This is a genomic window from Granulicella pectinivorans, assembly GCF_900114625.1.
Taxonomy (GTDB): domain Bacteria; phylum Acidobacteriota; class Terriglobia; order Terriglobales; family Acidobacteriaceae; genus Edaphobacter; species Edaphobacter pectinivorans.
Map to the genome: position 1 here is coordinate 486,901 of NZ_FOZL01000002.1, position 13,383 is coordinate 500,283.

Annotated in this window: 11 protein-coding genes; 4 read left to right on the forward strand and 7 right to left on the reverse strand. The window is 60.6% G+C overall.

The annotated features are described in order from the left end of the window. Window positions 1–10: 10 nt before the first annotated feature. The gene (locus tag BM400_RS19890; RefSeq protein ID WP_089843181.1) at window positions 11–988 is read right to left on the reverse strand and encodes an ROK family protein; all 978 of its coding nucleotides are present in this window, start codon (window positions 986–988) and stop codon (window positions 11–13) included. Window positions 989–1,020: 32 nt separating this feature from the next. Further along, on the reverse strand, window positions 1,021–2,403 hold the full coding sequence (locus BM400_RS19895) for a sugar porter family MFS transporter (protein WP_245782046.1): 1,383 nt from the start codon (window positions 2,401–2,403) through the stop codon (window positions 1,021–1,023). Between the two features lie 180 nt (window positions 2,404–2,583). Here BM400_RS19895 and BM400_RS19900 point away from each other — a divergent pair, with 180 nt between their 5' ends. After that, window positions 2,584–3,792 (forward strand): DUF5009 domain-containing protein, encoded by a 1,209-nt coding sequence (locus BM400_RS19900; RefSeq protein WP_089843183.1) that lies wholly within the window; start codon window positions 2,584–2,586, stop codon window positions 3,790–3,792. A 43-nt stretch (window positions 3,793–3,835) separates the two neighbouring features. After that, the gene (locus BM400_RS19905; RefSeq protein WP_175529163.1) at window positions 3,836–6,265 is read left to right on the forward strand and encodes a hypothetical protein; all 2,430 of its coding nucleotides are present in this window, start codon (window positions 3,836–3,838) and stop codon (window positions 6,263–6,265) included. Here BM400_RS19905 and BM400_RS19910 read toward each other — a convergent pair. Genes BM400_RS19910 through BM400_RS19930 form a run of 5 tightly spaced genes read right to left on the reverse strand, consistent with a single transcriptional unit; the run spans window position 6,262 to window position 11,387 of the window. Next, entirely contained in the window at window positions 6,262–6,942 is a 681-nt protein-coding gene (locus tag BM400_RS19910; protein WP_089843187.1) for a copper homeostasis protein CutC, read from the reverse strand. The two genes, BM400_RS19905 and BM400_RS19910, sit on opposite strands and share 4 nt — an antisense overlap. A 3-nt stretch (window positions 6,943–6,945) precedes the next feature. Next, entirely contained in the window at window positions 6,946–7,995 is a 1,050-nt protein-coding gene (locus BM400_RS19915) for a YVTN family beta-propeller repeat protein (protein WP_089843188.1), read from the reverse strand. A 2-nt stretch (window positions 7,996–7,997) separates the two neighbouring features. Further along, entirely contained in the window at window positions 7,998–8,774 is a 777-nt protein-coding gene (locus BM400_RS19920) for a carboxypeptidase regulatory-like domain-containing protein (RefSeq protein ID WP_089843968.1), read from the reverse strand. Between the two features lie 10 nt (window positions 8,775–8,784). Continuing rightward, a complete protein-coding gene (locus tag BM400_RS19925) occupies window positions 8,785–9,834 on the reverse strand; it encodes a cytochrome-c peroxidase (protein WP_089843971.1) in 1,050 nt (349 codons plus the stop codon). Then, window positions 9,831–11,387, reverse strand: coding sequence for an acido-empty-quinoprotein group A (locus tag BM400_RS19930; protein ID WP_089843190.1), 1,557 nt, complete (start codon window positions 11,385–11,387; stop codon window positions 9,831–9,833). Before BM400_RS19930 ends, BM400_RS19925 begins: the two co-directional genes overlap by 4 nt. A gap of 287 nt (window positions 11,388–11,674) precedes the next feature. On the opposite strand from BM400_RS19930, the gene BM400_RS19935 reads away from it, so the two are divergent. After that, window positions 11,675–12,472, forward strand: coding sequence for a GNAT family N-acetyltransferase (locus BM400_RS19935; protein ID WP_089843192.1), 798 nt, complete (start codon window positions 11,675–11,677; stop codon window positions 12,470–12,472). A gap of 7 nt (window positions 12,473–12,479) precedes the next feature. Beyond that, window positions 12,480–13,319: a lysophospholipid acyltransferase family protein gene (locus BM400_RS19940; RefSeq protein ID WP_089843194.1), complete on the forward strand. Its 840-nt coding sequence runs from the start codon at window positions 12,480–12,482 to the stop codon at window positions 13,317–13,319. The last annotated feature ends 64 nt before the right edge of the window (window positions 13,320–13,383 follow it).

A 13,383-nucleotide genomic window follows, 5' to 3' on the forward strand; every position in this document is an offset into this window, starting at 1 on the left:
TAACCTTCCTTCAGATCGTTCTGACTGCCGTCTCGATCGCGAGCCGCACTGCTCCGATCACCTGTGCATCCGTTCCGAGAGCGCTCAAAGCGACCTTGGGACGCACATGCGCTACGTGCTTCGCCAGCACGGCCTCGGTCGCTGCAAGCAACACGGGATTCATCCCCACTCCACCACCCAACACGAAGAGCTCGCAGTTGAGGATCAATGCCATGTCGTAGATCGCGTATGCGAGCGTGCGTGCAGCCTGATCGAGAATCGTCTTCGCGAGTGCATCCCCTGCGACGGCGTGGTCGAAGACCTGCGTCGCCGTAAGCGTCAGGGGCAATGCTGTCTTCTCTGCCGACCATGCTGCCTGCCAGCTTGCCTTGATGCCCTCACCGCCGACGAGCGATTCGAGTGCGCCAGGCTTACCGTGTCCCACGGGCTCCTCCGAGGTTCCCGGCACCAGCATGTATCCGATCTCACCCGCAGACCAGCCCATGCCATGAAAGACCTTACCACGCAGCACGATCCCCGCACCGACTCCGCTGCCGATCGCAAGGAAGACGAAGTCGGGATGTCCCTTCGCCGAACCGTCAATGCTCTCCCCCAACGCTGCGATATTCACGTCGTTGTCGACCGCGGCGGGTACGCCAAGAGCCTCTTCGAGCAGTGCTCGCAGAGGGACATCGCGCCACCCCATCAGATAGGACGTCACGATGACGATGCCGTTGTGAACGTCCGTAACGCCCGGAGCGCCCGCTGCGATCGCCACCAACTCGCTACGCGCTACCGCGCCCCGCGCGAGCAACTCCTCGACACCGCCGACGATCAACGTAACGATTGCCGCAGGTTCTCGTATGCCAGCCGTCCCAGTAGACCATTGGCCCACGATGCGGCCCTCTCGGTCCGCGAGAGCGAGACGCAGGTTCGTTCCGCCAAGATCGACACCGACCACATAGCCACTTTGCGCGACTGCATACGAAGGAGAGAGTTGCTGCTGCATCAAGTCGTTACCTTTGCAAAAAATCAATGCGTTCAATCCGTAACAAGACCGCGCTCCGTGCTGATGCTTTCCAACTCACGTCCTTTGGTCTCCGGAACTACAAAGACTACGAAGAAGAGCGTCAGCACACAGAACACGCCGTAAATACCAAACGTCACGGCGTTACCCGCGAAGTGGATGAGCGATAAGAAGGTCATGGAGACCAGGAAGTTCGACGATCCCGAACCCAGCGTAGCCGCAGCCACACCCCGTCCGCGAAGCCGTAACGGGAATACCTCAGCAACCAGGATCCATGCGATGGGTCCCATGCTGAAGGCGAAGAAGGTGATGTAAACCATCAGGCATGCTGTGGCGATCAAGCCCAGCGCTGCCGGTTGACGATGAAACGCATAGGAAAGAACCCCCAACGATGCCGTCATACCACCTACGCCAACATAGAGCAGAGGCTTCCGTCCAACACGGTCCACGAGTACGAGCGCGATCAGGGTGCCGACGACATTCATGATCGCAACCAGCAGAGTGGCGAAGATCGCATGCTTGTTCGCCGTGAAGCCCGCAAGCGCGAAGATCTTCGGCCCGTAATAGATGATGGTGTTGATCCCCGTGACCTGCTGCAACACGGTAAAGCCAACAGCGATGAAGAGCGCCTTGCGCACCGCGGGACTCCACAAGGCACTCCATCGCCGCTCCATCTTCACCAGCATACTGACGCGGATGTCTTCGAGCAGCGCAGACGCTCCCGCTTCGTTTGTATAGGTCAGCAGCACGCGCCTTGCGTCGTCCAGCCGCCCCTGCGCGTAGAGCCAGCGCGGACTCTCAGGAACGCTGAACACCATCGCCACGAAGAAGACAGCGGGGACAAGACCAAGCGCGAACATGGCTCTCCACCCCTGTTGCCCCGCAAGCCAATAGCCCGTAAGGTCCGCAAGCGCGATACCGATGGTCAGGCACAACTGATAGAGTCCAATCATCATGCCGCGCGAGTGTGGCGGCGAGAGCTCCGACACGTATACCGGCGCCGTCACCGAGGTAAAACCAATCGCCAGGCCGAGGATCGCCCGCGCCAGAATCAGCACCGAGACTGCGGGGGCCAGAGGAGCCATGATCGACCCAATGATGAAGATGATGCCGCCCCACACCAGCGTCGCGCGCCGGCCAATGCGGTCTGCGATGGCCCCACCCAGAATTGCTCCGGCCATCGCTCCCACCAGCACGACGGATACCGTGGCCTCTTCCATGCCGGTGCTGAGCGCGAAGGTGTTTCGCACAAAGATCATCGCAGCGGCGATAATGCCCATGTCGTAGCCATAGAGAATGCCGCCGAGACCAGCGATCAACGAGACCTTCCAAAGAAAGCCAGGGTCCACAGAGAGCCTGGAGGCAGGCAGCTTTACGACGTCGATCGAATTCGCCAAGCCTTCACCTCGTGGATCGGTCCAAAACGCTCTGGTTCAAACACTTCCTAACGTTTGTTAAGAATCTACCAGCCGCTCCGTTTATGCAAGCGATTCTCTCCGAGCGCATGGAGTTTGCATTTTGCCTCGTCCCGTTTACACTTCATCCAATTCCCGCGCGAAGATCTGGAGCCGCTCACGATGAGCACTACCCTACCCCGGCCAACCACCCGCATCGCATCCATCGATATCTTTCGCGGACTCACGATGATGGTAATGATCTTCGTCAACGAGTTGGCCGAGGTCAAAGGACTCCCTGCCTGGACGTATCACATGCCCGGCAAGGTCAACGCCATGACCTACGTTGACATGGTCTTCCCCATCTTCCTCTTCATTATGGGTCTGTCGCTTCCTCTTGCCGTCCAGCAACGCCTGAAGAAGAACGCCTCCGCCCCCGCACTCTGGCTGCATATCGTGCTGCGCTCCGCGGCTCTCATCCTGATCGGCCTCGTGCTTGCCAACGCAGACAAGGCAGCACCGAGTCTGATGCCAATCCGTCCGAGCGCGTGGGCGCTCCTTGCGCTCTTCGGAGCGGTGCTGTTCTGGGCAGTCTATCCCCGGACTCCACGGCATCCCGTGCTGGTCCATACGCTTCGCTATCTGGGCTTGGCCGCACTCCTCACGATGTATGCGATCTTCCGGCGCATCGGCAGGGATGGGCAGGTCCAGTGGATCGATCCTTCTTACCCTGAGATCCTCGGCCTCATCGGCTTCACGTACCTTGCCGTCTGCCTCCTCTATGTTCCGACGCGCCGCATCCTCTGGGCCCCCTTCGCATGGTTCGTGGCATTGCTCGTTCTGAACTGCATCTCCATCGCGCACTGGTATGGCTTCACCAATCATCTCCCGCTTTACATCAATCCCTTCGGCAACGGAGCCATGCCCTGCATTGCCATGGCAGGCGTCGCCACCTCGAATCTATTTCTTGAGCCGCACCACTGGTCGGCCCTCGGTGCCAAAGTTACAGCCGCACTCTCCTTCGCCGCCCTCGTCTTAACCGCAGGCTACCTCCTCATTCCGCTCGGGATCTCGAAGATCCGCGCCACCCCTACGTGGAGCCTCTACTGCGTCGGCGCAGGCATCTTCCTCTTCACCTTGCTCTACTGGATCTGCGACGTTAAGGGCAAAACCGGATGGGCGTTCTTCGTCAAGTCCGCCGGCTCCAACACGCTCCTCACCTACCTGCTGCCGGACTTCTTCGAGTTCTTCACCGGGTTCTTCGGCATCGCCTATTTGAGCGTGCATTGGAACGTGGGCATGCCGGGCGTATGGAAGTCGGTCGTCTTCACGCTTGTGATGCTTGCGCTTTCGTCACTGCTGACCCGCATGAAACTCCGCTTGCATCTCTAGGCAACACACGAAGAACGCGATGACGCGCTATCCTGCCTTAACGATGACCAGCACCGCAACCACGTCAATGCGCATGCTATTCGGCTCCATGCTCTTTCTCGCATCCACGAGCGCGTTCGCGCGTCCCTTTCAAATCGTGGTGCCCGCGTCGCAGACCGTGCAGGAGCGTGCTCTCACCACCATGCTGGTGGAAGAGTCGGCAAAGCGCACCTCGTCTGGCGGCAAGCCCAGGGTCGAAAACGCTCTTCCCCTCGAAGGCAACGACGATATCCTCCTCATCGCTCCACGCACAGAGGTCCTGCGCATCCTCTCGCCCGATCTGCGCGTGCCATGGCAGGATGCTCTGCGCGAACTCCATCCAACGGATCATCCCGAAGCCTTCTCCGTCGTCAGTCTCCCCCATCGCGGAGCGCGGATCACCATCGTCGCCGGCAACGATGCGCGTGGCGAACTGTTCGGTGCCGGCTGGGTTTTGCGGCAGATGCGCTTCGCCAGCGGAACCGCGATTATCCCCGCCAAACTCAACACCTTTCAGGCTCCCGACAAGGCCGTGCGCGGACACCAGATCGGCTACCGCTTCAAGAACAACACCTATGACGCATGGACCCTAGCGCAGTTCGAGCAGGGGATTCGCGATCTCGCCATCTTCGGTGCCAACACCATCCAGGTCATCGCACCGAACTCCGACGATGCACCCACCAGTCCCCTCTATCCGGCGCCCGCTTTGGATACGGTGCTCGGCATCTCCGGGATTCTTCAGAAATACGGCCTCGACTGCGATCTCTACTATCCCGAGATGCGCACCGACTACACGAAGGCCGACCAGGTCGAGGCCGAACTCCATGACTTCGAGGCGCTCGTCCGTACGATGCCACGGCTTGATGCCCTCTACGTTCCCGGCGGAGACCCGGGCCACACGCCACCCGAAGTTCTCTTCCCCATGCTGAAGAGGCAGGCCGCTATCCTGCGCCGCTATCATCCCAACGCAACCGTGTGGCTCTCCGCGCAAGGCTTCGACCGAGGCCGCTACGAGACCTTCTACCGTCTCATGGCGCAGAAGCCTGCGTGGCTCACCGGCATCTTCTTCGGACCGCAATCGCGCGATACCTTCCAGACGCAGCGCAGCAGAATTCCAGCGCAGTTTCCTATGCAGTTTTATCCCGACATCGCCCATACGATGCACGCGCAGTTCCCCATCCCGGAATGGGATCCAATCTTCGCGCTCACGGAAGGACGCGAGCCGATCTGTCCGCGTCCCTCTGCGTTTGCTGCGATCTATCGGCACTACGCTTCACTTGATACAGGTTTTGTTACCTATTCCGAAGGCGCGAACGACGACCTGAACAAGATGCTCTGGAACCAGCTCGGCTGGTCTCCCAAGACGCCCATCGACAGGATTCTCCGCGAGTACGCACGATGGTTCCTGCATCGTGAAAGCGAACAGGAACAACGCACTCTCGAAGCGATCAAAGGGCTTGAAGAGAACTGGCGCGGGCCGATCATGAGCAACCGGCAGATTCACAGGACCTTCGCACTCTTCGACGAGCTTGAGCGCGAGGCAACGCCCTTGCAAGCCACGCACAACGGACCGTGGGAATCGCTGCTGTACCGCGCTACCTATGACGACTATCTGCAACGCAGGCTCGCTCGGGAACGTGGCACCGAACGCAGAGCTCTTGCCGCACTCAGTGACACGGGAGACGCAGCCAACCGTGTTGCCAACGCCGAACGCCTTCTTCTGGCAAGTACCCCGGATCCGCAGGAGCAGTCTGAACACGACCGTCTCTTCACGCTTGCCGGCGAACTCTTTCATGACTGGGGTATGCAGCTCAGCGTCAAGCTCTACGGTGCCTCCAACTGGGAGCGCGGTGCGAACCTAGACCGCGTCGATACTCCGCTGACCGAGGCGGTCTGGCTCCATCGCGCGATGGACGCTGCCTTGCACAAGCCCGATGAACCCGCTCGGCTTGCTGCCTTGCAAGAAATCACGCACTGGACCTCACCCACGTCCGGCACGCTCTACGACGACCTCGGCGACTCCACTGCGGAGCCGCATCTCGTCCATCGCACCACATGGCAGGATGACCCAGCGATGTATGGCACAGCCATCGACGGCATTGCGGACCGTACCCTCGCCGACGGCTGGCGTCTGTCCTGGCTCGACTACGCCGAGACGCTCTATGAGACGCCGCTCGAGCTCGAATATGCTGACCTCGATCCGCACCGCACCTACCGTATCCGCATCACCTATGCGGGCGAGGACTATGCTTTGCCCCTGCGTCTTACGGCTAATGACATCGAGATCCATCCGGCACGGAAGCGGACCTCGAACCCCGAGACCGTCGAGTTCCCAATCCCCTCCGCGGCAGTCGCCGGCGGCCACCTTCACCTCCGCTGGACGGGCCCCGCAGGCGCAGGAGGAAGCGGTCGTGGACGCCAGGTCGCCGAGGTTTGGCTCCTGCCTCAGCCCTAGACCCCGCGCAACAGCTCCAACATGCGCCGCACAGTCACGGCATCGACCCGCCCTTGCGGACCTTCCGTCATCGACCCATGAAAGTGCGTAGCCCCGGTTACCCGCGCGAGATGTGCCGCATCGCGCAACCGAAGCCCTCCGCCAGCGGCAATCGCAATCCGTCCCGCAGATCGCGCCACAAGCCTCGCTAAAGCCGAAGCCCCGGCAACCACATCAGGCTCGCCCCCCGAGGTCAGCAACCGGTCGCATCCTGTCGCGATGACATCTTCAAGGGCCTCGTCCAGATTCACCACGTCATCGAATGCGCGGTGAAAGGTCACCTGCATGGGCCGCGCGCGATCCACCAGCTTCCGCGTGCGCTCCACATCCACCGTACGATCTGACCGCAGCACGCCGAAGACCACGCCTGCCACCCCAAGCGGCTTTGCCTCATCCACTTCGTGCAGCATGGTTGTGAACTCGGTTTCGGAGTAAACAAAGCCCCCAGCCCGAGGCCGTATCATCACATGCACCGGAAGACCGCTCTGAGCGATCGCCTCGTTCACAAGATCCACCGAAGGCGTCAGCCCGCCAACATCCAGCGCGGAACACACCTCAAGCCGAGCCGCGCCACCGTCGCGTGCAGCATGACACGCCGCAACCCCTTCCACACATACTTCAAGAATGATCTCTCGCATCGCTTACCGCGGCAGGACAAGAACGCCCCATGGGCTCGATCCTGCCTTGATCTTTCTCGTTACCGTATTCGTCGCAAGGTCAACCACCGAGATGTCGTTCGAAGGCCCGTTCGCCGAGTAAAGCGTCCTCGCATCCGGCGACAGCGCAATGCCCCAGGGACGTGCGCCTACCTCGACAGAATTTGTAACCGTGTTGGTTGCAGTATCGATCGTGAACACCTTATGCCCACGGCCCGTGCTGACATATAGCCTGGTCGCGTCGGGCGACAACAGCACCGCCATAGGCTTAATCACTCCCGGCTTACCAATCTCAATCGGCTTGATCACCGTATTCTTTTTCGCATCCGCCAGGACCACCGTACCGTCGTTCTCCGCGTTTACATACGCCTTTGAGCCATCCGGCAGGAACGCCACGGAACGAGGCCGATGCCCAATCTTGAAGGTCTTCAAAATCTTTCCGGCCACCGGGTCGAGCACGGCAATCGTGCCCGTCTCCTCGGACGTCACCCACACCAGCTTGCCGTCCGGCATCACCTTCACGCCTTCCGGCTGCGCCCCCACCTTCACCGAGTTCACCACGGCCCCCGTTGCGGTATCGACGACGCTCACCTCCTCCGCATCTTCGTTCGAGATGTAGAGTTGCGTCCCATCCTTGCTCACATCGAAGTTCTCGGGGTCCGACCCACCCTTGATGATGCGCACCATCTTATTTTGCGCCACGTCGAAGACGCCGATACCATCGGCGTTCTTGTCCGGCGGAGGCAACGTGCTCTCATCGACATCCGGTCCGGCGATGGGCGATCCGCTCAACGCCACATAGATCGTCTTGCCATCCGGACTCGCATGAATCCCTCTTGGCCTCTTGCCCAGCGGCACCGTCGCAATCACCTGGTCGGTTCCCGAGTCGATCACCGTCAAATCTCCCGAAACCTCGTTCGTCACATAGATCCGTGGCGCGTTCGACTCAACAGGTGCGGACGCCGTCTCCGTCTTCGGCTGCTTGCACCCAGTGGCCAACACGGCCAGACCAACACCAAGCAATACCTTCCGCATCGTTATCTCCCTTTGAACGTAAAGTTGGCCGTGGCCTTCGCCTGCGCTCCCACGGTGACGGTCTGTTCCTGCGTCCCAAGCTTCTCCTGCCACACCGCGAGCGTATAGGTACCCGGCGGCAGGTTGCTGATTGTGAACGATCCATCCTCGTCCGATACCGCAAAGTAAGGACTGTCCACCACGCCAATCCACGCATGCATCCAGCTATGGATGTTGCACTTCACCGGAATCATGATCTCCGGTTTCACAAACTTGCGTGCCAGCGGAGGATCGCCCGCCCCCTGGCTATGGTTCCACTCGCGATTCACCTCTGCCATCGGATGAATGTTATGCGTCACCGGATCGGAGTTCACAACCTGCAACACCTGTCCGACTTGGATGCCCATCACACGCGGATGAAACCAGCATCCACTCTGGTCGATGACGATCGGCGCGGATGGCACCGCAAACGCCTTCCCCTCAAGCCCGCTCTTGACGTAGACAAACGCGTTGGCAAGCTGGCCCTTACTCCCCACCATCAGCGATTCATCATGCGCCTTGCCATGGTAAGCCTCCACACACGCCGGCTCGTTGCTCATGTCGATCGCAGCACCGGCAGCGGGACGCTTCCCCGTGAAGTGAATCGTGCCCGTCACGCTCGCCGCAGTCGCGGGATCCACCTTGAAGTAGTTCGGAGCAGGCACAACCTTCGCGGTACTCGCAGGCTCCTGTGCCTTGCGCGTGCAGCCGCCCACCATCACCAACACGAGCGAAAGAGCGAGAAGTGTGTGTGTTCGCATCGCTACCACTTTACTCCTTCGCAGGAGGTCCGGCATTCACCGGCATGCTGCCATTCAAAGACCTCAGGAACTCAACAAGATCCGCACGATCCCGCGCCGAAAGATGCAGCGGCTGAATCAGAGAGTCAAGTTCCGGGCTTGAATTCCCGCCTCCCGCATAGAAGTCGATCACATCCTCCAGCGTCTTCAAGCTGCCATCGTGCATATACGGAGCCGACAACGCAACATTGCGCAGCGACGGGGTCTTGAAAGACCCCGTGTCGGCCTCTTCCTTCGTCTGGCTGAATCGTCCCGCATCGGTAAACTGCCCCTCGCCATTCACGCCCGCGCCGGTGTTATGGAACTTGCCATCGGTGAACAAAGCATATTTGTTACCGATACTGTGACAAATCACGCAGTTACCCTTCGCTGGATCGGTGAACAGGGCAAGCCCATGAATTGCCGCAGGCGAAAGCGCCGTTTTATCGCCTCCATACTCATAGCGATCGAACGCCGAGTCCCCACTCAGCAGGGTTCTCTCGAAGCTCGCGAGTGACTTTTCAATCTTCGTAATGGTCACATCGCCGGGACCGAATGCTTTCACGAAGGCCGCGCGATACGCTGCATCCTTGCGGATCTTCGCGACGGAGACATCATGCGGCTGATTCATCTCGGTGAGCCCGATCAGAGGATCGGCCGACTGCTCCTCCAGCGTGCGCGCCCGCCCATCCCAGAACTGCACCGGCGAGTATGCCGCATTCAGCAAGCTCGGCGCATTCCTCACACCCGTCACACCACCTACCCCCAGTGAGACACGCCGCGCGTCCGTAAACTCAAGCTTCGGGTTATGACATGTCGAGCACGCAACCGTATTGTCCTTCGAAAGCCGCGGATCGTAGAAGAGCTGTCGGCCCAGGGCAATCGTCTCCGCAGTCGGTGGATTGTCAGCCGGATACGGAACAGCCGGCAGGCCGAGCGGAGCCTTGATCTCCACCACAGCACCCACCGGCCTGTCGCTTCCCGGCGACTTGCATCCCACAGCACCCAGCATCAGGGCCGCGAGCCACAGTGCCCGTTTCACTTCGCCGCGTTCGGCAAGGCCCACGCAAACAGCACGCCGCCGGCGCTCGTCAACACATACTGCCTGCCGTTGAGCATGTACGTCGTCGGCGAGCTCTGCATGCCCGAGCCCATGCCTGCGTGCCACAGCGTCTTGCCGTCCTTGGTCCGCAACACCAGGAAGTTCCCCATCCCGTCGCCCGTAAATGTCAACCCGGACTCGGTCGTCATCACCCCCGCACCCGACGGCTGCCCAAGCTCGTGCTTCCAGCGAATCTCGCCTGTCTGGTAGTCGATCGCCTCGATCACGCCCTTGCCCCACAGACCATAGTCCGCGCCCGCCCAGCCATAGTCACCATCGGCCGGCTTCTGGAAGTAGAGGCTCCAACTCGGATGCGCATCCACAATAAACAAGCCCGTCTTCGGATCGAAGCTTGGCGAACGATAGTTCGTCAGGCCTGCTTCATCGGGAGCAATCAGGCGTCCATCACGTGCCGGATCCTTATCCGGATCGAACTGAGGCTGCCCCCTCTCATCCAGGCCCTTCGCCCAGTTCACCGGCCCAAACGGAACCGTCAGCAGGTTTTTGCCGGTCACGCGATCCAGCACGAAGAAGTAACCATCGCGCGAGGACTGCATCAACATCTTGCGCTGCTGCCCTTTGAACGGCCCATCGACCAGCACCGGCGTCTCCACCGCATCCCAGTCATGATCGTCGTGCGGCGCAGGCTGGAAGCCCCACACCAGCTTGCCCGTATCGGCGTTCAACGCCACGATGCTGCCCGTCCATTCATTGTTGCCGGGACGAGCCTTGCCGTTCAGCACAGGAGTCGGATTGCCCGTGCCCCAGTAGATCAGGTTCAGTTCAGGATCGTAGGTACCCGGCATCCACGTCGTTCCGCCCGTCGAGTACCCCGGCGACCCCTTTGGCGGGTTCACATCCCACTTCCACTGCAACTTACCCGTCTCAGGATCGAACGCCTGTAGAAACATCGGCAGGTTATCCATGTCGCCGCCTACGCCCGCCAGCACATGGTTGCCGACGATCAGCGGCGCTTCGGTCGTCCAGTAGCCTAGCGCATGATCCGCCACGGGAATGTTCCACAACACCGTGCCGTCCGAGCCGCGCAGGCAGACCATATGGGCATCCGGCCCCATGAAGTAGACCTTGCCCTTATAGACCGCGACGCCTCGCTGGCCGATATGATCGCCCGTGTTGGGCGGATAGGTATAGTGCCACAGCGTATGTCCGGTCAGCGCATCGACCGCCCAAAGATTGTCGGGCACAGTGATGTAGATGACGCCATCGGCTAAAATCGGCGAAGCCTTGATGGCCGGGGAGAGCCCTGTCTGGAACGCCCAGGCCAAGCTCAGGTTGCCGACGTTCTCAGGCGTAATCTGCGTCAGCGCGCTATGACGCTTGCCGCTGTAGTCGCCATGGTACGAAGGCCAGCTATCCACCGGTGGATGCAGCAGCGTCTGGCTATCCACGTTCTGCGCCCACACGGACGACTGCGACCCCACCGCAAACAACGCACCGACAGCCAGACGACATACTCCAAGCCAAAGCTTCATATCGATTATTCGTCTCTTTTCATTGAGCCAGAACCATATCTGCAGGGCACAAAACCGCCTCTTCCTGCCATCGGATGAGCCTGTCTGGTCCGCCCGAAAATTTTATACCAAGAGGACCGCCTCAGTCTGGAACCGTTTCTACCCCCTGAATTTCCTCCAATTCATCGCCCAAAACCTTCCCACACGAAAAGCCGGACGATTTAACGCGATGTTGACCGCGCTGCAAACTGACGTAACACGACGCGCGCCAAACTCACCTCGTAACGATCCGAACACGAGGTCAATCGATGCCCGCTGCCACCCACTCCGTCGATGTCCTGCTCGAAACCGGAGCGCACGCACACCAGACAGAACAGACTGCAGCAGCCGGCGACTATTGGGTGAGACTCGCCTCCACCCAGCAAGAACGCGAAGCCGCCTTCCGACTCCGCTTCATCGTCTTCAACCTTGAGCTCAACGAAGGCCTGGACGCTGCCTACGCCAACGGCTTCGACGTCGATCGCTACGACGCCGTCTGCGATCACCTCATCGTTTGCCATCGTCCCACCGGAGCTGTCATTGGCACCTATCGCCTCCAGCGTGGCGACATAGCCAAACAGCACCACGGTTACTACAGCGAGCAGGAATTCGACTTCGCCCCCTTTGAATCGATGCGCTCGCAGATTGTAGAACTGGGCCGCGCCTGCATCCACCGCGACCACCGCTCCAGCGAAGTCCTTCATCTTCTCTGGCGCGCCATCGCCCGCTACGTCCTCGCCAACGGAGGCCGCTACATGATGGGCTGCTGTTCCCTCTCCTCCACCGATGCCGCCCAGGGACAGGCCGTCTACCGCAGTCTGCGCAACTACACCGTCGAGCCATCGCTCATGACCGTGCCGACCACATCCTTCCTGCTTCCGCACGACGACACCATCACCGAGGACATCCGTCCACCCAAACTCCTGCGCGCTTACCTCACGATTGGCGCGAAGATCTGCAGCGAGCCCGCCCTCGATCGTGAGTTCCGTACCATCGACTTCCTCACCCTGCTGGACCTTCAGACACTTCATCCAAGGGTCGCCGCCCGTTTCCTGGACATGCCCTGAACGAGACATGACTTTAGTCCGCTCACTTCTGCGAAGCACGCTCTTCGTCACCTTGCTGCTGGCCACCTGCATCGATGGCCAGGTCAGAAAGCTCTTCTTCGGCCTGCGCCCGGGACCGGCAGGAGCCGTGTGGGTCCATCGCTGGTGCAGGCGCATCGTCCGCGCGATGGGCATCGCCTGCACGGTGGAAGGCCCTCTGCCCGTCATCACCCCAAACGGATTGGCCGTCGTCTCCAACCACCTCAGCTACCTCGACATCCTCGTCTATTCCGCTGTAGCGCCTTGCGTGATGGTCGCCAAGTCCGAGATCCGCGGCTGGCCTCTCCTCGGCTGGATCACCGCACAGGCCGGCACCGTCTATGTCCAGCGAGCCGACGTGAAGGGCGGACAAACCCAGACGCACGCCCAGGTCAACGCAGCGATGCGCGACGCCTACCGCAGCGGCCTCCCCGTTCTCTTCTTCCCCGAAGGCACAACGACCGACGGCTCTGAAGTTCTGCCCTTCCGTCGCGGCCTCTACCACTCCGTTCTGGCCGATGACGTCCCCATGAACGCCGCCGCGCTCTCCTACGTCCTCGACGACCCCAACCCAGACGCGACCGTAGCCAACGACGTCTGCTTCTGGGGAGACATGGTCTTCGCTCCGCACCTCTTCCGCTGCCTCGGCCTGCGCGGCCTCCGCGTCAATATCCGCTTCGACCCCACCCGCGTCCGCGGTGACGACCGCTTTGCATTGGCCATCAACTGCCGCCGCCAAACCATCGAGCTCTACGCCAGACTGCAATCTCACCAGGAAACAGAGCCAATCCCTTGTGCGCTCGAAAACAAAAGTATCGCTGCGGCATAAGAACGACACTGCTCAAGACCATGAATTCCGCCTGAGCAGTGTCGTTTGTTCTACTTTTTAGTCC

Coding starts and splice junctions, on each gene's coding strand:
- BM400_RS19930 (WP_089843190.1), bottom strand. CDS start 11,387: ATGAAGCTTTGGCTTGGAGTATGTCGTCTGGCTGTCGGTGCGTTGTTT.
- BM400_RS19905 (WP_175529163.1), top strand. CDS start 3,836: ATGACCAGCACCGCAACCACGTCAATGCGCATGCTATTCGGCTCCATG.
- BM400_RS19890 (WP_089843181.1), bottom strand. CDS start 988: ATGCAGCAGCAACTCTCTCCTTCGTATGCAGTCGCGCAAAGTGGCTAT.
- BM400_RS19915 (WP_089843188.1), bottom strand. CDS start 7,995: ATGCGGAAGGTATTGCTTGGTGTTGGTCTGGCCGTGTTGGCCACTGGG.
- BM400_RS19900 (WP_089843183.1), top strand. CDS start 2,584: ATGAGCACTACCCTACCCCGGCCAACCACCCGCATCGCATCCATCGAT.
- BM400_RS19920 (WP_089843968.1), bottom strand. CDS start 8,774: ATGCGAACACACACACTTCTCGCTCTTTCGCTCGTGTTGGTGATGGTG.
- BM400_RS19910 (WP_089843187.1), bottom strand. CDS start 6,942: ATGCGAGAGATCATTCTTGAAGTATGTGTGGAAGGGGTTGCGGCGTGT.
- BM400_RS19940 (WP_089843194.1), top strand. CDS start 12,480: ATGACTTTAGTCCGCTCACTTCTGCGAAGCACGCTCTTCGTCACCTTG.
- BM400_RS19935 (WP_089843192.1), top strand. CDS start 11,675: ATGCCCGCTGCCACCCACTCCGTCGATGTCCTGCTCGAAACCGGAGCG.